Here is an 18574-nt window from a genome sequence, read left to right as displayed (position 1 = left end):
CATGCTATGTTCCGGCCCTGTCCAGATGGCCCTGCGCCCTGTCATGACCGACGCCCGCCTTGCCTCGCTGCGCGCCGCCCTGCCGGGCCTGCGCCTGCTCACCGATCCCGCCGACCTTGCGCACTACGGCCGCGACTGGACCCGGCGCTGGACCCCGGCGCCGCTGGCGATCGCGCTGCCGGGCAGCGTCGAGGAGGTGCAGGCGGTGGTGCGCTGGGCGAATGCCGAGGGCGTGGCGCTGGTGCCCTCGGGCGGGCGCACCGGGCTGTCGGGTGGGGCGGTCGCCGCCAACGGCGAGCTGGTGGTCAGCCTCGAGCGCATGCACCAGGTGCTGGGCTTCGATCCGGTGGACCGCACCCTCACCGTGCAGGCCGGCATCCCGCTGCAAGCTGCGCAGGAAGCGGCACGCGCGCACGGGCTGTACTACCCGGTGGATTTCGCCGCACGCGGGTCCTGCACCATCGGCGGCAACATCGCCACCAATGCCGGCGGCATCCGCGTGGTGCGCTACGGCACTACCCGCGACTGGATTGCCGGGCTCACCTTCGTCACCGGCAGCGGCGAGGTGCTGCGGCTGGGGCGCGCGCTGGTGAAGGATTCCAGCGGCTACGACCTGCGCCACCTGGCGATCGCCTCGGAAGGCACGCTCGGGATCGTGGTGGAGGCGGTGCTGCGGCTCACCGACCCGCCGCCGCCGACCAATGTGATGCTGCTGGCCTTGCCCTCATTCGAGGCGCTGATGCAGGTGTTCGCGGCCTTCCGCCGCCGGCTTCCGCTGCAGGCGTTCGAGTTCTTCACCGATATTGCGCTGAAGCATGTGCTGGCCCACGGCGCGCAGGCACCGTTCGACGAGCTCCATCCCTTCTACGTCGTCACCGAATTCGCCGCCGACGAGGCCAGCGAGGCCGCGGCGCTGGCGGCGTTCGAACAGTGCGTGCAGGACGGGCTGGCCAGCGACGGCGTGATTGCCGCCAACGAGGCGCAGGCGGCCCAGCTGTGGCGGCTGCGCGAGGGCATCACCGAGAGCCTGGCCAAGCACGTGCCCTACAAGAACGACGTGTCGGTGCGGATCGCGGCGATGCCGGCCTTCCTCGCCGAGGCGCAGGCGTTGCTGGCGCGCGAGTACCCGCAGTTCGAGGTGGTCTGGTTCGGCCACATCGGCGATGGCAACCTGCACATCAACATCCTCAAGCCCGAGGCCGCGGCGCAGGCCGACTTCGTGGCCGACTGCGAGCGCGTCACCAAGCTGCTGGCCGAGGTGCTGCAGCGGCACGGCGGCAGCATCTCCGCCGAGCACGGCATCGGCCTGGTGAAGAAGCCCTACCTGTGGTGCACGCGCAGCCCGGCGGAGATCGCCCTGATGCGCGGCATCAAGGCCGCGCTGGACCCGAACGGGGTGATGAACCCCGGGAAGCTGCTGGACTGAACCGGCGCCCTGCGCTCAACCCGCGGCCAGGCGGGCGTCCAGCCGGGCGCGGATCGCCGGCCATTCGGCGGCGAGGATCGAATAGGAATGGGTGTCGCGCAGGCTGCCGTCCTTGTGCCGCTTGTGCGCGCGCAGGATGCCGTCCTTGCGCGCGCCCAGCCGTTCGATCGCCGCCTGCGAGCGCAGGTTGAGGTGGCTGGTGTGGAAATGCACCGACTGCGCACCGAGGGTGTCGAAGGCGTGGCCCAGCAGCAACCGCTTGCTTGCGGTGTTGACATGGGTGCGCCAGACCGAGGCGGCGAGGAAGGTGTAGCCGATCGCCAGCGTCGGCACCGACAGGTCGATATCGTAGAAGCGCGTGCTGCCGACCACGCGGTCGCCGGCGAGGATGGCGAACGGCAGCTCACGGCCGGCCTCGCGCATGTCCAGCGCGTGCTCCACCCAGGCCGCCATGCCTTCGCGCGGCGGCACGCTGACGTAGGCCAGTGCGCCGACGTCGCCGTCGTCCACCGCGTCCTGCAAGGCGGCGACATGCTCGCGCGCCAGCGGCTCCAGGCGGATGCCGTGGCCGGCAAGGGCGACGGGGGAGAGGTGTCCGGGCATGCGGTTCCACCCGTGATCCCCGCGCGTGCGGGGATCACGGCCGGGGATCAATCGGCGCGGCCGGCGAACTCGCCGGTGGTGGTGTTCACCCACACCTTCTCGCCGTTGCCGATGTACTCCGGCACCATGATCTCGATGCCGGTGGAAAGCCGGGCCGGCTTCGGGCGCTTGGTGGCGGTGCCGCCCTTCAGTTCCGGCGGGGTGTCGATCACCTCGATGGCGACCGATTGCGGCAGCTGGATCGCCACCGGGGCGTCCTCGATCAGCTGCACGTAGATGCCGGTGAGGTCGTCCACGATGTAGCCGGCGGCGTCGCCCACCGCGTCGGCATCCAGCGTGTACGGGGTGTAGTCCTCGTCGTCGAGGAACACGAAGGCATCGCCATCGCGGTAGGAGTAAGTGCAGGCCCGGCGCACCAGATCCACTTCGCGCAGATCGTCATCGGCATCGAAGCTCGCATCCAGCTTGCTGCCGCCGGGAATGGCGTACATGGTGAAGCGGTAGCGCACGTTGCCGCCGCGGCCCTGCGGGCTGCTGCGCTCGATGTCGCGGATCTGGTACACGCCGCCGTTGTGTTCGACGACGTTGCCTTTCTTGATGTCGTAAGCCTTCATGCGGTTCTCTCCTCTTCCATGGGCGGAAGAGCGCAGGGGAGCGGTGAGATCCGCTCCCGCGGGAAAGTGGTCACTTCGGCGCCAGGCGGGTGGCGCCGTCCAGGCGGATGGTCTCGCCGTTGAGGTAGCCGGTGGTGAGGATGCAGGCCACCAGCTCCGCGAACTCCTCCGGCTTGCCCAGCCGCGACGGGAACGGGATGGTCGCCGCCAGCGACTTCTGCACGTCCTCCGGCATGCCGTCCACCATCGGGGTCCAGAACACGCCCGGGGCGATGGTCATCACGCGGATGCCGAAGCGCGCCAGCTCGCGCGCCATCGGCAGGGTCATGCCGATCACGCCGGCCTTGCTGGCGGAGTAAGCGGCCTGGCCGATCTGGCCCTCGTAAGCCGCCACCGAGGCGGTGTTGACGATCACGCCGCGCTCGCCGTCGTCGCCGGCGGCGTTGTGCTGCATGCGGTCGGCGCAGGCCTTGGCCACGTTGAAGCTGCCGACCAGGTTCACCATCACGGTGCCCTGGAACTGCGCCAGCGGCATCGGGCCGGTCTTGCCCAGCACCCGGTTGGAGCCGAGGATGCCGGCGCAGTTGATGCAGGCGTTCAGCCCGCCGAGGAAAGCCTGCGCGGCGCCGACGTTGGCATCGACCTGGGCTTCGTCGGTAACGTTGGTGTTGAAGTAGCGGGCATTGGCCTCGCCGAGCTCGGCGACCGCGGCCGCGCCCTTTTCGTCATTGAGGTCGAACAGGGCGACCTTGCCGCCCTGGGCGACCAGGTGCCGGGCCACGGCCAGGCCGAGGCCGGAGACGCCGCCAGTGACCACGGCGCGAACGGAAGCGAGTTGCATGGGGAATCCTGCGGGCGGAAAACCGCGATTTTAGCCAATTGCGATGAGCGTCGGGTCTGCCGCCGGGGGCTGCGCAGAGTGCGCCATGGATGGCGCACGTCGGCGACATCGAACAGGATGTTCGCATCGAGCCGCAAGCAGCCCCCGGCGGCAGACCCGACGCGGGCTATGCCGAAGCGAGGTCCAGCAGGTAGAAGCGGTTGCAGCCGCCGTGCCCGGTGGCGCCCAGCGGGGCGTCGATGCGGGTAAAGCCGCTGCGTTCGTACAGGCGCATCGCCGCGTCCATGCCGGTCAGGGTCTCCAGATAGCAGCGGGCGAAGCCAAAACCGCGTGCGGCCGTTGTGGGTGATCACTTGATTTGAGACACCCGGGAAGAGCCGGGATCAGGCGGGAAATTTCAGTGCAGGCAATGGGTTGCGATGATCTAGGTGTCTCAAACCGGTGAGAAGCGATGAAGCCGGAAATCGGCGCTGGAGGCGCTTTTTCGCAGCTGATTTGAGACACTCAGGCCGGCGCGCTTGAGTGTTCAAGTGGAGTTTGAAGCGGCCGCAAAGACGATCAGCCGGCCTTGCGATCGCGCGCCAGCGCCTGCACGACGCGCCTGAGCTGCGCTAGCTCCGCCGCCTCCTGAGCGCGCGTCAGCAGATCGGAGAGGATTGAGTCGCGGCGGGCCTCATCCGGCTCTTCCTCGACCAGCTGGATCAGCGCGGCCCAGCGCCTGGCATGGGGGTGGTCGGGCGGCAGAAAGCCCGCAAACGCCTGTTCCTGCGATGTTTCTGGCTTCGGCTCCGCTTTGCGGTGGAACATCTCACCATCGCCAGTGAGCAGCCAGTTCATGTTGACGCCAGTGCGGGCGTAGGCGGCGAGGGCCGCTGATCCAGGCTCGCGCTCGCCGTTCTCATATCCGACGATCGTCCGCTTTGGCAGCCCGATACGCTCCGCCATCTGGACCTGCGTGAGGCCGAGACAGTCACGCAGGGCACGGAGGCGGTCAGGGATGTTCATGCGTTTCCAGTTCCAGCTTTCGGTGGGAAAGCTGGAACTGCCAGATCGCCCACGCAATGAGTTCCAGCTTTCTATAAGTACTTGTTTCGCATGATTTTTTCGCCGGATGAGGCTGGGCAGCGGGAACTGGAAGCTGGAACCAAAAAAAACTTCCACGATCGTGGTTGACAATTTCCACAATTGAGCGCATTGTTCGCACCATGCTGAACGATGTCGCACCGAAGATACCCCAACAGAGGAACCAACGCACGCTGACCATCGCCGAGGTCAGGCGTGAGTTCGACCGGCATGGATGGACGATCCGGGGCTGGGCGCAGCAGCACGGCATCTCCGAGCGGATCGTCTATGAACTGATGCGCGGCCGCATTCGCGGTCGGCGCGGCACCGCGCACAGGGCAGCGGTCCTCCTGGGCCTCAAGGACGGGGTGGTGGAATGACCGATTACACAATCGTGGACGTGGCCAGAGCGCTGCACATCTCAGTCAGAGGCGCGAACAAGCGCGCAGTCCGCGAATCCTGGCCCCACACCGACCTCCCCTGCCGGGGCGGACGGCGGCGGGTGTACCGGCTGGCCGACCTGCCCGCCGACGTGCAAGCCCGGCTGATCCTCCACCTCACCCAGGAGTCCACCCATGAAAGCCATCTCCCACATCCTGGCCGGCCCGGTGCTGATCGCCACCATCCTGCGGACGGGCAACGGCCGTCCGGCGACGCCGGTGCGCTACCACGTCCAGTGGAGCGAGATCGCCGTCCGGCTCGGCGCGCCCGCGATCGCGCCGGTGCGCTACCGGCAGGAGGCGGAGGCGATGGCGGTGCTGTGGGCCACATCGCGGCTGGCACACGCGCCCACCGTGCACCTGCTGCCCCGCTGAGCCCGGAGGCGAGCGCGGCGCTGTGGCGCAGGTTCGACGGCCGCCCGGAAACGGTGAAGGCCGAAGCCCGGCGCCGGCTGGTGCCGGTGCAGACAGTGCGCCGTCTGATCGACAGCGGCCTGCGCGCGCGCCAGGCCATCCGCGAGGCCGCACAGGCCCACGGCCTGCCCGAGGCCACCCTGCGCCGGTGGTGGTACGGCGGCGGCAGCTGCCCCGGCGTGGACCACGCCGCGCCGGCCGACTACCTGCCACTGCTGGCGCCCCGCCACCAGGGCAGCGGCCATGAGGCCGAGATCAGCCCCGAGGCCTGGGAGGTCCTGAAATCCGACTACCTGCGCCCGGAGCAGCCGGCCCTGTGGGCCTGCGTGCGCCGCCTGCGCGAGGTGGCGCCCAACCACGGCTGGACGGTGCCCAGCTACGCCACCCTGGCCCGCCGGATCGAGGCGCTGCCGTGGCAGGTGCGGGTGCTGGCGCGCGAGGGCCGCGAGGCGCTGGCGCGCCGCCTGCCGCACATCACCCGCACCAAGGACCACCTGCACGCGCTGGAAGCGGTGAATGCCGACGGCCACATCTTCGACCTGCGCGTGCAGCTGCCCAGCGGGGCGGTCGGCCGCCCGGTGCTGGTGGCCTGGCAGGACATCTACAGCGGGAAGATCCTCGCCTGGCGGGTGGCGGAGACGCTCTCCAGCCACCTGGTGCAGACCACCTTCGGCGAGGTGGTGGAGCGCTACGGCATCCCCGGCCACGCCTACCTGGACAACGGCCGCGAGTTCGCCGCCAAGCTGCTGACCGGCGGCAGCAAGACCCGCTTCCGCTTCCGCATCCGCGAGGAAGACCCGATCGGTCTGTTTCCGCAGCTGGGCGTGCAGGTGCACTGGACCACGCCCTACCACGGCCAGGCCAAGCCGATCGAGCGCGCCTTCCGCGACCTGTGCGAGGGCATCAGCAAGCACCCTGCGGCCGCCGGGGCCTACACCGGCAACAGTCCATTGGCCAAGCCGGCCAACTACGGCAGCCGGGCGCTGGCGTGGGATGAGTTCGTGCGGCTGGTGGACGCCGGCATCGCCGCGCACAACGCCCGCCCCGACCGCCGCAGCGCGACCGCGCGCGGCCGCAGCTTCGATGACGTGTTCAACGCCAGCTATGCCGCCAGCGTGATCCGCCGCGCCAGCCCCGAACAGCGCCGGCTGTGGCTGCTGGCGGCCGAGGGGCTGAAGGTGCGCCGCGAGGGCTACGTGGTGATCGCCGGCAACGCCTACTTCGGCGAGGCGGTCAGCGCCCTGGCCGGGCAGCACGTGGTGGTGCGCTTCGACCCGGACCGGCTGGACCAGCCGGTGCACGTGTACACGCTGGAGGGCGCCTACGTCGGCGCCGCCGAGCGCACCAGCGCCCGCTTCGACGACCTCGATACCGCGCGCGAACACGCCCGCGCGCATCGCCAGCGCCAGCGCGCCGCGCGCGAGCTGCGCGACGCCACGGTGCGGATGGAGGCGCTGGAGGCGGTGGCCCGCCTGCCGGTGCAGGACAGCCCGCATACCGAGCCGCCCGCACCCGCCGCCGTGCAGCTGGTGCATGGGCGAAAGCGCGCGGGGCGCCGGAGTGCGGCCGCGTTGGCCGCCACCGGGACCGAGGACTACGTGGCCGCCGCCGACCGCGCCGTGCTGGCCGTACTGGCCGCGCGGCCCCGGCCGCTGAAGGCGATCGACTGAAGAAATCACCCGCCCCGGATGCCCCCGGGGCGGGCGGTGCAACCGGGCCATGACGGCCCTTCAACGCGAGGAGAAAGGGTACATGAACGACAGCACGAACGACAACGTGATTGCGATGGAGTCCCCGGAGGCGGTGATCGCGCGCGTCCGCGACGAGATCGGCCGCCGCGGCCTGAGCCAGGCGCAGGTGGCGCGCGAGGCGGGCATCAGCCAGAGCAGCCTGGCCCAGCTGCTGGGCGGCACCTACGCCGCCAACCCGCGCAAGATGACGGTGCGGCTGGCGCAGTGGCTGGCGCGGCTGTCGCAGCAGCGCGCGCAGCCGGTGATGCCGCAGGCCCCGGGCTGGGTGTCCACCCCCACCGCCGAGCGCATCCTGGCCGCGCTGGCCTATGCGCACATGGCCGGCGACGTGGCGGTGATCTACGGCGGCGCCGGGGTCGGCAAGACCACGGCCGCGCGTGAGTACGCCGCGCGCTTCCCGAACATCTGGATCGCCACCATGACCCCGGCCACCGCCGGCGTCACCACCGCGCTGGAGGAAGTCTGCCTGGCGCTGGGCTTCCGCGAGCTGCCGGGCGGTGGCGCGCGCATGCAGCGCGAGCTGGTGGCGCGGCTGCAGGGCAGCGAGGGCCTGCTGGTGATCGATGAGGCCCAACACCTGAGCGTGGCCGCGCTGGATGCCCTGCGCGCCCTGCACGACGCCACCGGCATCGGGCTGGCCCTCATGGGCAACGAGCTGATCTACGCGCGCATGACCGGCGGCACCCGCGCGGTGTGGCTGGACCGGCTGTTCAGCCGCATCGGCCGCCGCCTGCGGGTGCAGCGCGTGGTGCGCGACGACGTGGCCGCGCTGGCCGCCGCGCACGGGGTCGAGGAGGCCGCCGCCCTGCGCCGGCTGGTGGAGATCGGCGGCCAGGCCGGCGCCCTGCGCGCGGTCGGCAAGACCTTGCGCCTGGCGCGGATGATGGCCGCCGGCCAGGGCACGGAGCTGGGCGCTGACCACATCGCGGCGGCCTGGGCCGACCTCACCGGAGGTGCGGCATGAACGCGCCCCTCCACGTCCCCGACCGCGCCGACCCCGAGCGCCTGTTCGTGACCCTGCGCGCCGCCGAGCTGTTCGCCGACCGCTACGGGCTCAGCCGCCCGCATGCCCGTGCGGTGGTCGCGCTGGCGCTGCTGCGCAACGTCAGCCCGGCGCGCGCCCTCATGGAGCTGCGGCAGGAGGTGCGCCGTGTGCGCGTGGTTCGCTGACCTCACCCCGCCGACCGCCGCCGAGCGGCTGGCCGACTACTACCGCCGCGCCATCGCCGCCGGCGCCTGGCATCCGCTGGAGGCGCACGCGCGCGGGCAGCTGGCCGTGCGCCACCTGCGGCGCTGGTGCGGCACCGCCATGCCCACCGATGACGACGACGACCTGCCGCCGTGGCAGGGCGAGCGCTACCTCGACCTGCTGCACGAGATGCACCGCCAGCTGTTCCCCACCTACCCCTACCCGGAGACCGACCATGAGCGCCCCCGCTGAATCCCTGACCCCCCTGGCCGAGAGCATGGCCCTGGAAGCGCAGGCCGCCTCCCTGCGCGGCGCGCGCGACCGCCTGCGCGATGTGGCCAACGCCATCCAGCAGGACATCGAGGCCATCAAGCGCGCCCACCTGCCGGCGCTGCGCGATGCGCTGGCCGCCTGCGCGCAGGCCGAAACCGACCTGCGCCAGGCGGTGGAGGCCAGCCCCGCCGAGCTGTGGCGGCGCACCCGCACCCGGATGGTGCACGGCATCCGCATCGGCTGGACCAAGAGCCGCGGCAAGGTGGAGTGGGACGACGAGGCCAAAGTGATCGAGCGCATCCGCCGCCTGCTGCCGGCCGAGCAGGCCGCGCTGCTGATCCGCGTGCGCGAGGCCGTGCACAAGCCGGCGGTGTACGACCTGACCGCCGGCGACCTCAAGCGCCTGGGCATCCGCATCGAGGACGACTGCGACGTGGTGGTGGTCAAGGACGTGGCCGGCGAGCTGGACCGCATGCTGGAACGCCTGCTGGCCGACCTCACCGAGGAGGGCGCGGCATGACCAGCATCTGGCACACCGTGAGCGCCACCGAGCCCAGGCCGCTGGATGACGTGCTGGTGGTGGTCGAGGACGACATCGGCCCGTGCGTCTGGATGGCCTGGCGCCAACACAGCGCGCCGCACCGCTGGCGCTACACCGGCGGGGACGACGAGATCAGCGGGCGGGTCACGCACTGGATGCCGCTGCCGGAGCCGCCGCAGGAGGTGGGCCATGCGCGCCGCCCGGATCGCGCATAGCGAGCGCCTGCGCCGGGTGGCGGCGCTGCTGGCCGACGGCCGCCCGCGCACCACGATGGACATCGTGCGCGCGGCCAACGTCTGCGCGGTGAACAGCATCATCGCCGAGCTGCGCGCCAACGGCTGGCGCATCGCCTGCCAGCGGCAGGGGGATACCTGGTGGTACTGGATCGAGCGGGAGGGAGCATGAACGTGATTGGGAAGATGGAGCGCGGCCTGGCCGACATGGACGACGCCGCGCGCGTGCAGCAGCTGCTGGCCGAGGTGGCCATCACGCTGAGCCTGCCGGACGAGTGCTGGGAGCAGTCGCCGGGCGGGCCGTCATGCCGCATCCGCCTGGCGCGCGCGCTGGCGCGGGTGCTGGAGGACACCTGGTGCGCGGAGTCCGCGCAGGAGGGGGGAGATGGCCACGCGCCCTGACCGCCGCCGCCTGCTGGCGGCCGTGCACGCCGAGGCCAAGGCCCTGGGCCTGGACGAGGAGGCCCGCCGCGCGCTGCAGCAGCGCATCGGCGGACACGCCAGCTGCGCCGACATGAGCGATCGCCAGCTGCGCAGCGTGTTGGCCGAGCTGCACCGCCTCGCCGGCAAGCCGGCGCGGCCCCGGCGCCCGGCCGACGACCGCGCGCGCCTGCTATGGCGCATCGAGCGCGACTGCGCCGCCGCCGGCTATCCACACCCGGCCTATCCGCTGGGGATCAGCCGCAAGATGTTCGGCGCGCTCAGCCCGGCCCGGCTGGAGTGGCACGCGCCCAAACAGCTGCGCGCCCTCATCGCCGCCCTGGCCTATGACGCCAAACGCCACCCGCGCGGGCACCGGGGAGACGCCGCATGAGCCAGGTCATCCGCGAGCTGCTGGACGCCGGCGTCACCGCCGAGCAGGTGGAGCGCCTGGTGACCGAAATGGGAGGTCTGTCCGTGTACCTGCCGCGCCAGTACGACCCGGCGCGCAGCGCGGTCTGCCGCGACCTCACCGAGGTGGCCGGGGAGCAGGCGGCCCGCACGCTGGTGCAGCACTACGCCGGATGCCGGATCGTGATCCCGTTGGGGCAGGCGTTCATGCGCGAGCGCCTGCGTGCGCGCATCGCGCGCATGCGCGCGGCCGGGCATTCGGTGCCACAGATCGCCCGTACCCTGCGCGTCCACGTGCGCCAGGTGCAGCGCCTGCTGAGAGAGACCCAGGACGTTGTGGCATGAGACCGCCGTCTAACACCGGAAATAAGCCGACGACAAGCGCGTAGCGATTGGCGTTCGGCTTGATTGACTAGTTAGCCGGCAGAACCGGCGCGAGGATAGCGATGGACACCAAGAAAGCCCTGGCGATTCTGAAAAAGCACCAAGCGTGGCGGCGTGGCGCGAAGCGGGCGACACAGCAATGCGCGCTGGAAGTTGGCGAAGCTCTGGATGTTGCAATCGATCATTTGAGCAACGACCACAAGCGCAGGAAGCGCGCCCCGAACATCACCGACGTGGACGCAATTATCAATGCCGGCTAACGCCTGAGTTAAGCCGGCCCGCTGCCGGACATTTCAAACCCTGTTCAAGCCGAGAAGCGGGCTCGGCTTGAACGAATTGTTATGTCCCGCAGGAGAACGAAATGACTGAACAAGAACTGGCCGAGCAGCACGAACAGGTGCAAGCGGCACTCAGTAACCCGGCGCACCAGGTCTATTTCCGCGCAGGGTTGCTTGCCTGCCGTGAACAGATGGCGCGCTTTGTTGAGGCTCAAAGCCCGGAAATCGCTCAGAGCATCCGCTTGAACTGGTGGCCGCAGCTTGGCGACGATCCGGGCGCTCCGCGCCTGTTGAATTGGGTCGAGGTTGCCGACGGCGGCGAGGAAGGCCCGTGGACGCACAAAGACGTGTCGCCGTCGGTTGAAGCCTTGCCGCTGGCCGCGCAGTTTCTTGGGACATAACACGGGATTAGACCCCAAGCGCGCCGGATAACGTGATGTTCGGCCGCCTTTGCGCGACATCATCCTGCTTCCGCAGCGCGCTGCACTGACCCGGCCACGCGCCGGGTTTTTCTTGCGCCGACCCGGGTCGGCCTGTTGCCGCGCGCCGCAGCGCACCACGCTGGCGGCATGTCTCCGCCGCTCCGCCCGCGCCTGTTGCCAGCATTCTTGACCGTGTCTGCGGCCGCGCTGATCGGCGTCGCGGTGCACGAGGGCTACCGTGAGACCGCCTATCGGGACCCCGTCGGCATCCCCACGGTCGGCTTCGGCGCCACCGTGCATGCCGATGGCGCGACCCCGGTGCAGATGGGAGACCGCCTGCCGCCGGTGCGCGCCCTGATCACCCTCGGCGCCCATGTCGGGCGCACCGAGCAGGTGCTGCGCCAGTGCATCGGCCCCGTCCCGCTGGCGCAGCACGAGTGGGATGCCTACGTGAGCCTGGCCTACAACGTGGGTGCAACCCGCATTTGCAGCAGCACTATCGTGCGTTTGCTGCACCAGACGCCGCCCGACTACGCCGGCGCCTGTCGCCAGATCGGGCGCTGGGTCTATGCCGGCGGCCGCCGGCTGCCGGGGCTGGAGGCGCGCCGGGCCGCCGAGATGCGCCTGTGCCTGGGCGAGGAGGCCGCACCGTGAGCCTGCCGCGCCTGCTGCCCGCCTGGCCGCTGGCCACCTATGCCGGCATCGCCGTGCTCGCCGCCGGGATCGGCGGCGGCCTGCTGGGCTGGACCGTGCGCGGCTGGCGCGATGTCGGCCAGATCGCCGGCCTGCGCGCGCAGCTGGCCCGCACCCAGGCGGACGCCGAGCGCGCCCGTGCCGAGGCCATCGCCCGCGCCCGCGCTGCCGACGCCGCCGCCATCACCGACCTGCAGCAGCGGCTCACCCGTGCCGCTGCTACCACCGAGGACCTGCGCTATGCCCTTGCCACTGCCACGACTGGCCGCGTGTGTCTGTCTGCCGATGCTCGCCGCGTGCTCCACCGTGCGCCCGCCTTCGCCGCCGTGCCCGCGCCTGCCGCCGGCCCTGCTGCAGCCGGCCCCGCCGCTGCCGCCGATCCCGGCGAGCGCGCCAGCACCGACGCCGACATCGCCGGCTGGGCGCTCGACGCCGCCGCGCTCTACGAGCAATGCCGCGCCCGCATCGATGCGATCCGCCGCTGGGACGAGGTGACGCATGGAAGGTGACGTGATGGTCGGCGCTGTCAACTGGCCGGCCCTGCTGGCCATCGGCGGCGCGCTGCTGGGCGGCATCTTCGCGCTGCTCAAGTGGTTCGCCGGGCGGCTGCTTGCCGACATCGAGGCGCGGCTGATCCGCATCGACGACCTCGAAAGCCGCTTCGAGCGGCTGATGGCCGAACTGCCGCTGCACTACCAGCGGCGCGAGGATTTCGTGCGCGAGATGCAGCAGGCCGATAGCCGCTACCAGCGCATCGTCGAGAGCGTGATCGAGGCCATGCGCGAGGAAGTCGCGCTGCACCGCCGGCGCATCGAAGACCTGGAAAAGCAGCGCGAGACGGACGTCATGCGCTACCAGCGCCGCGACGACGCCATCCGCGAATACACCAGCCTCAACGCCAAGATCGACCGCGTGTATGAGGTGCTAGTGGAGTTGAAACATGACCGATAAGAGGCTCGATGCGCTGATCGACACCGCCCGCGCCGAGCGCGAGTACCTGCGCTGGGTGATCCTCTCGGCACTGTGGCACGCGCGGCCCTACGGCACCACCGAAACGGTGATCATGGGGGCGTGCCGCGACATCCCGCTGCGGGCGACGGGCGACCAGCTGCGCGCCGAGCTGCGCAGCCTGGCCAAGCGCGGGCTGGTGGATCTGCAGGATGCGGCCCCCATCTGGTCGGCCGAGCTGACCCCGCAGGGCGAGGCCGTGGTGGACTACCGCGCCGAGGCCCCGACCGACATCGCCCGCCCGCCGAGGTGGTGAGCATGCGCCGGGACTGGGACAAGGTGCGCGCCATCCTGGAGGCGCTGGAAGGCGCAGGCTGGGGGCAGCGCGTCCATCTGGACGACGTGCCTGGCATCGAGCGCATCGAGGCGCTGGATTATTTCCGAATGCTGGTCGAAGCCGGCCTTGCCCAGGGCGAGCCGGCGCACTCGCCCGAGTGCCTGACCCGGCTGACCTGGGCCGGGCACGACCTTGCCGAAGTCCTGCGCAAGCACGGGTTCTTCGCGCAGATCAAGGACGAAGCCAAGCGTCGGGGCGTGGCCCTGACGATGGATGCCATCATCCAGCTGGCGCGCCTGCTGGTCACGGGAGGTGCATGATGGCCCGCCGCAGCAAGGTGGATGCCCTACCGGCCGCGCTGAAGGCGCAGCTCGAACGCCTGCTGGCCGACCGCAGCCACGGCGGCTACGAGGCGCTGGCCGCGTGGCTCAAGGAGCAGGGCTACGAGATCGGCAAGAGCAGCCTGCACCGCTACGACGCGCGCGTGCAGCGCACCATGGCCGCCATCCGCGCCAGCACCGAGGCCGCGCGTCAGATCGTGGCCGCGCATCCGGACGATGCCGACGAGCACAGCGCCGCGGTGATCCGCATGGTGCAGTCGCGCCTGTTCGAAGCCCTGGTCGGCATGCACGAAGCCGAGGCCGACCCCGCCGAGCAGATCAAGCTCCTGTCCGGCGCCGCCCGCGCCATCGCGGACGCCAGCCGCGCCAGCATCGGGCAGAAGAAGTGGGCCGATGAGGTGCGTGCGCGCCTGGACGCGGTGGAGGCCGCCGCCGGCCGTGCCGGCAAGCGCCTGGATGCCGACACCCTGCGCGCCATCCGCGAGGGGCTGTATGGCGGCTGAGGCGCCCGTCCTGTACGCCTACCAGCGCCGCTACCTGGCCGACGCCAGCCGCTGGAAGGCCGCCTGCTGGTCCCGCCAGACCGGCAAGACCTTCACCACCACGCTGGAGGCCGTGCTCGACTGCCTGGACGCCGAGGCCAGCGGCCGCATCGCGCGCTGGACCATCCTCTCCATCAGCCGCGACCGCGCGCTGGACGCCATCCGCAACGGCGCCGCCCTGCACATGCGCGCCATCGGCGCCGCATTCGAGGAGATCACCGACGCCAGCCTCGGTGCCGAGGAGCTGGCGCACGCCGTCAAGCTCCCCGGCGGCAGCTACATCCGCGCCATCGCCGCCAAGCCCGAGACCGCGCGCGGCATGTCCGACAACCTGATCCTGGACGAGTTCGCGCACCACAAGGACAACCGCGCCCTGTGGCGCGCGCTGGTGCCGGTGGTGTCCAAGCCGGGCCTGAAGCTGCGGGTGATCTCCACCCCCAACGGCACGGGCGATATGTTCCACGAGATCATGCGCGACGGCCTGGGCGGGCTGTTCAGCCGGCACGTGGTCACCATCCACGACGCCGTGGCCGACGGCCTGCCGCGCGACATCGCCGAGCTGCGCCGCGCCGCCGCCGACCCCGACACCTGGGCGCAGGAGTTCGAGTGCCAGTTCCTGGACCGCGCCGCCCGCGAGTGGCTGGGCTATCAGGAAATCCTGACCGCGCTGGAGGCCGACCCCCTACCGGACTACGCGGGCAATCCCTGCTACGTCGGCATGGACATCGCTGCCCGCGGCGACCTGTCGGTGATCAGCGTGCTGGAGGACATCGGCGCCGGCGTGCTGGCCCTGCGCGAGATGACCGTCATGCGCGGCGAGAGCTTCGCCGCCCAGCTGGCCGCCCTCGACGGCATCATGCGCGCCTATCGCGTGGTGCGGGTGTGCATCGACCAGACCGGCATGGGCGAGATGCCTGTGCAGGAAGCGCAGCGCCGCCACGGCCACTACCGCGTGCGCGGGGTGGTGTTCACCGCCACCAGCAAGCTGGACATGGCGGTGGCGCTGAAAGACCGGCTGCAGGCGCGCCGCCTGCTGCTGCCAGTGGCCGAGCCGTTCCGCCCCGAGCTGATCGACGACCTGCGCGCCGTGCGCATGGAGCCCGGCACCGGCGGCGTGCCGCGCCTGCTGGCCGAGCGCACCGGCGCCGGCCACGCCGACCGCTTCTGGTCGCTGGCGCTGGCCTGCGCCGCCGCCGGCGAAGGCGGTGCGCCGGTATTCGCCTACGAATCCATCGCGCGGCGCACCTTCGCACCGCCGCGCGAGCCGCATGCACAGGAGTGGAGCGCATGGTGACCAAATCCGAAGCCGCCGCGCTGCGGCAAGAAATCGCCCGCCCCAGCCAGGTCGGGATTCGCAGCGCCTGGCAGTGGCGTCCGCTGGCCAGCCTCACCCCCGGTGCGGTAGCCGACATGCTGCGGCGGGCGGCGATGGGCGATGCCCACGACTTCCTGCTGGCTGCCGATGACATCCGCGAGAAGGACCTGCACTACCGCGCGGTGCTGCAGACCCGCACCCTGGCGGTGGCCGGGCTGCCGGTGGACATCCAGCCCTGGGACGACAGCCCCCCGGCCATCGCCGCCGCCGACCTGGTGCGCCAGGCGCTGGACGCGATCGACCTGCCGGGGCTGATCGCCCACCTCATGGACGCCGTGGCCAAGGGCTACGCCGTGTCCGAGATCGTCTGGGACACCCGCGGCACCACCTGGCTGCCGGCGCGGATCGAGCCGCGCGAGGCGCACTGGTTCACCTTCGACCGCGACAGCGGGCGCCTCCTGCGCCTGGCCGACGGCAGCCCGGAGGGCGCGGACATCCCGCCCTACCGCATGATCCAGCACGTGCCGCCACTGGCCGCCGGCGTGCCGCTGCTGGGCGGGGTGGCCCGCTCGGCTTTGTGGGCCTGGGTGTTCAAATCCTATGCGATGCGCGATTGGGCGCGGTTTGCGGAGCTGTACGGGCAGCCCATCCGCATCGGCAAATATCCGGACTCGGCCAGCCCCGACGACGTGGCCGTACTCCGTCAAGCGGTGTTCGGCCTTGGCTCCGATGCCGCCGCGGTGATCCCCGAGGGCATGGCACTGGAACTGGTGGAGGCCGCCGGCAAGACCGGCTCGGCCGAGCTGTATCACGGCCTGATCGACTACCTCGATCGCCAGGTCAGCAAGGCGGTGCTCGGCCAGACCATGACCACCGACAGCGGCAGCAGCGGCAGCCTGGCCCAGGCGCGGGTGCACGCCGAGGTGCGCGACGACATCCTGCGCGCCGACGCCCGCGCCATCGCCGCCACCCTGCTGCGCGACCTGATCGGCCCGCTGGTGCGCCTGAATCTGGGCGACGCCCCGCTGCCCAGCCTGCGCCTGGTGGCCGACGATCCCGACGATCTGTCGGGGCTGGCGCAGCAGGTGGTGCAGCTGCAGCAGGCCGGCCTGTCCATCCCGCAGTGGTGGGTGCGCGAGCGCTTCGGCATCCCCGAGGCCCAGCCCGGCGAAGCCGTGCTCGATCCGGCCCGATCCGGCCAACTCAGCCCCGATCCTGTGCCATCGGCACAGGCCGCTACGCGCGATGTCGCCGTTGCTACGCCGGATGTAGCGCCCCACGGCCCCGCCTGCGGCTGCGGATCGCCGGCCGCGCACGCCGCCGGCACCGCCGCGGCGCCGCTGTCCGCCGCCGCGCTCGATCTGCCCGAGCGCCACGCCGATCGCCTGGAGGAGGCCACCGCCCCGGCCTGGGCCGCGATCATGGACCGCATCAAGGCGCTGGTGGACGAGGCCGACAGCCTGCCCGCCCTGCGTGACGCGCTGCTGGCCGCCTACGCCGACCTGCCGCAGGACACCCTGGCCGAGGTCATGGCCATGGCCTTCGCCGCCGCCGACCTCGCCGGCCGCCTGGCCGCGCAGGCCGACAGCGAGGGCTGAGCATGCCCATCACGCCGGAGGAGCTGGCGTTCGCGCTGGGGCGCCCGTTCCCGGAGCAGGTGGCTTTCTTCCGCGGCAAGCTGGGCGACCTGGTGCCCACCGCCACCTGGCGCGACCTGTGGAAGGGCGCGCACGACCGCGCCTTCATGGTCGCCGGCGCCGCCCGCGCCGACCTGCTGGCCGACCTCGCCGCCGCGGTGGATGCCGCCATCGCCGGCGGCGAGACCCTGGACCAGTTCCGCGCCCGCTTCGGGCAGATCGTCCAGCGCCACGGCTGGCAGGGCTGGACCGGCAGCGACAGCGCCGCCGGCCGCGCCTGGCGCACCCGCATCATCTACACCACCAACCAGGCCACCAGCTACGCCGCCGGCCGCCTGGCCCAGCTGCGCGCCTTCCCGCTGTGGGTGTACCGCCACGGCGCCAGCCGCGACCCCCGCCCGCAGCACCTGGCCTGGGACGGGCTGGTGCTGCCCGCCGACCACCCCTTCTGGCGCACCCACTATCCGCCCAGCGCCTGGAACTGCAGCTGCTACGTGGTCGGCGCGCGCGACATGGACGCCGCCCTGCGCCGCGGCGGCAAGGCCGGCTACACCGCCCCGCCCAAGGGCTGGGACACCCGCGACAGCCGCGGCCGCCTGCCCGGCGTGGACGAGGGCTGGGACTACATGCCGGGGGCTACAGTGCTGTGTAAAGAGGCGCACGCGACAGGCGGTGACAGGCAATGCGCTGACATGCGCATGCTGGACGCACTCCTGCGCAAGCTTCCAGGCCAGCAAGCACTAATCGGCGCGCAGATGGTCGATGCCTGGCCGCCCTATATTTTCGATTTGCTGGCGGCGCGCTTCGGTCAGATCGCCGACGATCTCATCGCCGACCGTAAGCCACAAGGCCGCGCGCATTTCGTCGGCGCCATGCGCGCTGCATGGGTGCGCGCCGGTCTGTCGCAGGGAGCCACGATCAAAACCGCCGAGCTGACGGTCAGGGATCAGGACATCACGCATGCGATGCGCCCATCGAAGGTGAAAGACGGCAAGGCCGTCGATCCGCTCTGGTATCGAACGCTGCCGCTGCACCTGCGCACGCCGCAGGCCGTGCTGCTGCGCGTTGAGCCAAAGCAAGAAATGCTGTTGATCTACGACTCTGGATCGGACAAGGCAAAGATCGTCGTGCTCGTCGATTACCGCGGCGCAGGCCACAACGTCGTGCGCACAGCCAGCCGCCTGATCGAGACGGGCTCCTTGCGCTCGGAGGTGGCGCGAGGAAAGCTGGTGGAGTTGGAGGGCGGCGTGTGACGCCGGATGGGAATCGAACCCATGTACGCCTACCGGAAAGACCGGCGGCCCCCTTGCCAGTCGGGGCACACGGCGCCACAGCCTGCTGCAAGCATAGCGCAACCATGTCAGCACATCAGCCCACCCGGCGGCGAATGCTGGCCCTGAAAAGCGTGCGGAAATGGCCAGCCCCGGCGCCTAACGTCCGCAACGCTTCCGGGTATGAG

General features: G+C 71.1%; 28 protein-coding genes and 1 tRNA gene. 24 read left to right on the top strand and 5 right to left on the bottom strand.

The window, feature by feature from the left end; translation table 11 throughout:
- The first annotated feature begins 43 nt into the window (after nt 1-43).
- A complete protein-coding gene (locus tag EDC34_RS01395) occupies nt 44-1426 on the top strand; it encodes an FAD-binding oxidoreductase (protein ID WP_114959267.1) in 1383 nt (460 codons plus the stop codon).
- Nucleotides 1427-1441: 15 nt separating this feature from the next.
- Here EDC34_RS01395 and EDC34_RS01390 read toward each other — a convergent pair whose 3' ends face one another.
- From EDC34_RS01390 to EDC34_RS01370, 4 genes are all read right to left on the bottom strand, one after another.
- Nucleotides 1442-2029 (bottom strand): GNAT family N-acetyltransferase, encoded by a 588-nt coding sequence (locus tag EDC34_RS01390; RefSeq protein ID WP_114959057.1) that lies wholly within the window; start codon nt 2027-2029, stop codon nt 1442-1444.
- A gap of 47 nt (nt 2030-2076) precedes the next feature.
- Entirely contained in the window at nt 2077-2643 is a 567-nt protein-coding gene (gene yeiP / locus EDC34_RS01385; RefSeq protein ID WP_114959056.1) for an elongation factor P-like protein YeiP, read from the bottom strand.
- A 70-nt stretch (nt 2644-2713) separates the two neighbouring features.
- Nucleotides 2714-3484, bottom strand: coding sequence for an SDR family NAD(P)-dependent oxidoreductase (locus EDC34_RS01380; protein WP_114959055.1), 771 nt, complete (start codon nt 3482-3484; stop codon nt 2714-2716).
- A gap of 558 nt (nt 3485-4042) precedes the next feature.
- Complete coding sequence (locus tag EDC34_RS01370) at nt 4043-4660, bottom strand: helix-turn-helix domain-containing protein (protein WP_205388021.1); 618 nt, start codon at nt 4658-4660, stop codon at nt 4043-4045.
- Between the two features lie 29 nt (nt 4661-4689).
- Here EDC34_RS01370 and EDC34_RS01365 point away from each other — a divergent pair, with 29 nt between their 5' ends.
- The 23 genes from EDC34_RS01365 (at nt 4690) to EDC34_RS01260 (ending at nt 18368) form a co-directional block, all read left to right on the top strand.
- Entirely contained in the window at nt 4690-4926 is a 237-nt protein-coding gene (locus EDC34_RS01365; protein WP_114959053.1) for a helix-turn-helix domain-containing protein, read from the top strand.
- Nucleotides 4927-5121: 195 nt separating this feature from the next.
- Complete coding sequence (locus EDC34_RS12175) at nt 5122-5361, top strand: hypothetical protein (RefSeq protein ID WP_162797647.1); 240 nt, start codon at nt 5122-5124, stop codon at nt 5359-5361.
- A gap of 53 nt (nt 5362-5414) precedes the next feature.
- Nucleotides 5415-7070, top strand: coding sequence for a transposase domain-containing protein (locus EDC34_RS01360; protein ID WP_162797646.1), 1656 nt, complete (start codon nt 5415-5417; stop codon nt 7068-7070).
- 82 nt (nt 7071-7152) lie between these two features.
- On the top strand, nt 7153-8115 hold the full coding sequence (locus EDC34_RS01355) for an AAA family ATPase (protein ID WP_114959051.1): 963 nt from the start codon (nt 7153-7155) through the stop codon (nt 8113-8115).
- Nucleotides 8112-8321, top strand: a complete 210-nt coding sequence (locus EDC34_RS01350) for a hypothetical protein (RefSeq protein WP_114959050.1) — start codon at nt 8112-8114, stop codon at nt 8319-8321. Before EDC34_RS01355 ends, EDC34_RS01350 begins: the two co-directional genes overlap by 4 nt.
- Nucleotides 8302-8592, top strand: coding sequence for a hypothetical protein (locus EDC34_RS01345; protein ID WP_114959049.1), 291 nt, complete (start codon nt 8302-8304; stop codon nt 8590-8592). The genes EDC34_RS01350 and EDC34_RS01345 overlap by 20 nt, the downstream gene beginning before the upstream one ends.
- Nucleotides 8576-9133: a host-nuclease inhibitor Gam family protein gene (locus tag EDC34_RS01340; protein ID WP_132982829.1), complete on the top strand. Its 558-nt coding sequence runs from the start codon at nt 8576-8578 to the stop codon at nt 9131-9133. Before EDC34_RS01345 ends, EDC34_RS01340 begins: the two co-directional genes overlap by 17 nt.
- Nucleotides 9130-9369 carry a DUF551 domain-containing protein gene (locus EDC34_RS01335; RefSeq protein WP_114959047.1) on the top strand — a complete coding sequence of 80 codons (240 nt, stop codon included), beginning with the start codon at nt 9130-9132 and terminating at the stop codon, nt 9367-9369. Before EDC34_RS01340 ends, EDC34_RS01335 begins: the two co-directional genes overlap by 4 nt.
- Nucleotides 9344-9559, top strand: coding sequence for a hypothetical protein (locus tag EDC34_RS01330; RefSeq protein ID WP_114959046.1), 216 nt, complete (start codon nt 9344-9346; stop codon nt 9557-9559). The genes EDC34_RS01335 and EDC34_RS01330 overlap by 26 nt, the downstream gene beginning before the upstream one ends.
- A complete protein-coding gene (locus EDC34_RS01325) occupies nt 9556-9789 on the top strand; it encodes a hypothetical protein (protein ID WP_132982828.1) in 234 nt (77 codons plus the stop codon). The genes EDC34_RS01330 and EDC34_RS01325 overlap by 4 nt, the downstream gene beginning before the upstream one ends.
- Nucleotides 9773-10201, top strand: a complete 429-nt coding sequence (locus EDC34_RS01320; protein ID WP_114959044.1) for a phage protein GemA/Gp16 family protein — start codon at nt 9773-9775, stop codon at nt 10199-10201. The genes EDC34_RS01325 and EDC34_RS01320 overlap by 17 nt, the downstream gene beginning before the upstream one ends.
- Nucleotides 10198-10563, top strand: coding sequence for a Mor transcription activator family protein (locus tag EDC34_RS01315; protein ID WP_114959043.1), 366 nt, complete (start codon nt 10198-10200; stop codon nt 10561-10563). The genes EDC34_RS01320 and EDC34_RS01315 overlap by 4 nt, the downstream gene beginning before the upstream one ends.
- 101 nt (nt 10564-10664) lie before the next feature.
- Nucleotides 10665-10862 (top strand): hypothetical protein, encoded by a 198-nt coding sequence (locus EDC34_RS01310; protein ID WP_132982827.1) that lies wholly within the window; start codon nt 10665-10667, stop codon nt 10860-10862.
- A 101-nt stretch (nt 10863-10963) separates the two neighbouring features.
- Nucleotides 10964-11281, top strand: coding sequence for a hypothetical protein (locus EDC34_RS01305; protein WP_114959042.1), 318 nt, complete (start codon nt 10964-10966; stop codon nt 11279-11281).
- Between the two features lie 168 nt (nt 11282-11449).
- Nucleotides 11450-11956: a lysozyme gene (locus EDC34_RS01300; RefSeq protein ID WP_114959041.1), complete on the top strand. Its 507-nt coding sequence runs from the start codon at nt 11450-11452 to the stop codon at nt 11954-11956.
- Nucleotides 11953-12504, top strand: coding sequence for a hypothetical protein (locus tag EDC34_RS01295; RefSeq protein ID WP_114959040.1), 552 nt, complete (start codon nt 11953-11955; stop codon nt 12502-12504). Before EDC34_RS01300 ends, EDC34_RS01295 begins: the two co-directional genes overlap by 4 nt.
- Entirely contained in the window at nt 12494-12946 is a 453-nt protein-coding gene (locus EDC34_RS01290) for a hypothetical protein (protein WP_114959039.1), read from the top strand. Before EDC34_RS01295 ends, EDC34_RS01290 begins: the two co-directional genes overlap by 11 nt.
- Nucleotides 12936-13259: a cytoplasmic protein gene (locus EDC34_RS01285; RefSeq protein WP_114959038.1), complete on the top strand. Its 324-nt coding sequence runs from the start codon at nt 12936-12938 to the stop codon at nt 13257-13259. Before EDC34_RS01290 ends, EDC34_RS01285 begins: the two co-directional genes overlap by 11 nt.
- A gap of 2 nt (nt 13260-13261) precedes the next feature.
- Entirely contained in the window at nt 13262-13600 is a 339-nt protein-coding gene (locus EDC34_RS01280; RefSeq protein WP_114959037.1) for a DUF2513 domain-containing protein, read from the top strand.
- Nucleotides 13600-14124, top strand: coding sequence for a DUF3486 family protein (locus tag EDC34_RS01275; RefSeq protein WP_114959266.1), 525 nt, complete (start codon nt 13600-13602; stop codon nt 14122-14124). Before EDC34_RS01280 ends, EDC34_RS01275 begins: the two co-directional genes overlap by 1 nt.
- Complete coding sequence (locus tag EDC34_RS01270; RefSeq protein ID WP_114959036.1) at nt 14114-15457, top strand: phage terminase large subunit family protein; 1344 nt, start codon at nt 14114-14116, stop codon at nt 15455-15457. Before EDC34_RS01275 ends, EDC34_RS01270 begins: the two co-directional genes overlap by 11 nt.
- A complete protein-coding gene (locus EDC34_RS01265; RefSeq protein WP_114959035.1) occupies nt 15451-17076 on the top strand; it encodes a DUF935 domain-containing protein in 1626 nt (541 codons plus the stop codon). Before EDC34_RS01270 ends, EDC34_RS01265 begins: the two co-directional genes overlap by 7 nt.
- 2 nt (nt 17077-17078) lie before the next feature.
- Complete coding sequence (locus EDC34_RS01260; RefSeq protein WP_114959034.1) at nt 17079-18368, top strand: phage head morphogenesis protein; 1290 nt, start codon at nt 17079-17081, stop codon at nt 18366-18368.
- Here EDC34_RS01260 and EDC34_RS12170 read toward each other — a convergent pair.
- Nucleotides 18366-18445, bottom strand: a tRNA-Arg gene (locus EDC34_RS12170). The genes EDC34_RS01260 and EDC34_RS12170 overlap by 3 nt on opposite strands.
- Nucleotides 18446-18574 lie beyond the last annotated feature (129 nt).

The sequence above is a fragment of the Thermomonas haemolytica genome (assembly GCF_004346265.1).
Taxonomy (GTDB): domain Bacteria; phylum Pseudomonadota; class Gammaproteobacteria; order Xanthomonadales; family Xanthomonadaceae; genus Thermomonas; species Thermomonas haemolytica.
The sequence above is the reverse complement of the archived record's forward strand: the minus strand, read 5'-3'. Positions and strand labels throughout refer to the sequence as shown.

Coding starts and splice junctions, on each gene's coding strand:
- EDC34_RS01395 (WP_114959267.1), top strand. CDS start 44: ATGACCGACGCCCGCCTTGCCTCGCTGCGCGCCGCCCTGCCGGGCCTG.
- EDC34_RS01390 (WP_114959057.1), bottom strand. CDS start 2,029: ATGCCCGGACACCTCTCCCCCGTCGCCCTTGCCGGCCACGGCATCCGC.
- yeiP (WP_114959056.1), bottom strand. CDS start 2,643: ATGAAGGCTTACGACATCAAGAAAGGCAACGTCGTCGAACACAACGGC.
- EDC34_RS01380 (WP_114959055.1), bottom strand. CDS start 3,484: ATGCAACTCGCTTCCGTTCGCGCCGTGGTCACTGGCGGCGTCTCCGGC.
- EDC34_RS01365 (WP_114959053.1), top strand. CDS start 4,690: ATGCTGAACGATGTCGCACCGAAGATACCCCAACAGAGGAACCAACGC.
- EDC34_RS12175 (WP_162797647.1), top strand. CDS start 5,122: ATGAAAGCCATCTCCCACATCCTGGCCGGCCCGGTGCTGATCGCCACC.
- EDC34_RS01355 (WP_114959051.1), top strand. CDS start 7,153: ATGAACGACAGCACGAACGACAACGTGATTGCGATGGAGTCCCCGGAG.
- EDC34_RS01350 (WP_114959050.1), top strand. CDS start 8,112: ATGAACGCGCCCCTCCACGTCCCCGACCGCGCCGACCCCGAGCGCCTG.
- EDC34_RS01340 (WP_132982829.1), top strand. CDS start 8,576: ATGAGCGCCCCCGCTGAATCCCTGACCCCCCTGGCCGAGAGCATGGCC.
- EDC34_RS01335 (WP_114959047.1), top strand. CDS start 9,130: ATGACCAGCATCTGGCACACCGTGAGCGCCACCGAGCCCAGGCCGCTG.
- EDC34_RS01330 (WP_114959046.1), top strand. CDS start 9,344: ATGCGCGCCGCCCGGATCGCGCATAGCGAGCGCCTGCGCCGGGTGGCG.
- EDC34_RS01325 (WP_132982828.1), top strand. CDS start 9,556: ATGAACGTGATTGGGAAGATGGAGCGCGGCCTGGCCGACATGGACGAC.
- EDC34_RS01320 (WP_114959044.1), top strand. CDS start 9,773: ATGGCCACGCGCCCTGACCGCCGCCGCCTGCTGGCGGCCGTGCACGCC.
- EDC34_RS01315 (WP_114959043.1), top strand. CDS start 10,198: ATGAGCCAGGTCATCCGCGAGCTGCTGGACGCCGGCGTCACCGCCGAG.
- EDC34_RS01310 (WP_132982827.1), top strand. CDS start 10,665: ATGGACACCAAGAAAGCCCTGGCGATTCTGAAAAAGCACCAAGCGTGG.
- EDC34_RS01305 (WP_114959042.1), top strand. CDS start 10,964: ATGACTGAACAAGAACTGGCCGAGCAGCACGAACAGGTGCAAGCGGCA.
- EDC34_RS01300 (WP_114959041.1), top strand. CDS start 11,450: ATGTCTCCGCCGCTCCGCCCGCGCCTGTTGCCAGCATTCTTGACCGTG.
- EDC34_RS01290 (WP_114959039.1), top strand. CDS start 12,494: ATGGAAGGTGACGTGATGGTCGGCGCTGTCAACTGGCCGGCCCTGCTG.
- EDC34_RS01285 (WP_114959038.1), top strand. CDS start 12,936: ATGACCGATAAGAGGCTCGATGCGCTGATCGACACCGCCCGCGCCGAG.
- EDC34_RS01280 (WP_114959037.1), top strand. CDS start 13,262: ATGCGCCGGGACTGGGACAAGGTGCGCGCCATCCTGGAGGCGCTGGAA.
- EDC34_RS01275 (WP_114959266.1), top strand. CDS start 13,600: ATGGCCCGCCGCAGCAAGGTGGATGCCCTACCGGCCGCGCTGAAGGCG.
- EDC34_RS01270 (WP_114959036.1), top strand. CDS start 14,114: ATGGCGGCTGAGGCGCCCGTCCTGTACGCCTACCAGCGCCGCTACCTG.
- EDC34_RS01265 (WP_114959035.1), top strand. CDS start 15,451: ATGGTGACCAAATCCGAAGCCGCCGCGCTGCGGCAAGAAATCGCCCGC.
- EDC34_RS01260 (WP_114959034.1), top strand. CDS start 17,079: ATGCCCATCACGCCGGAGGAGCTGGCGTTCGCGCTGGGGCGCCCGTTC.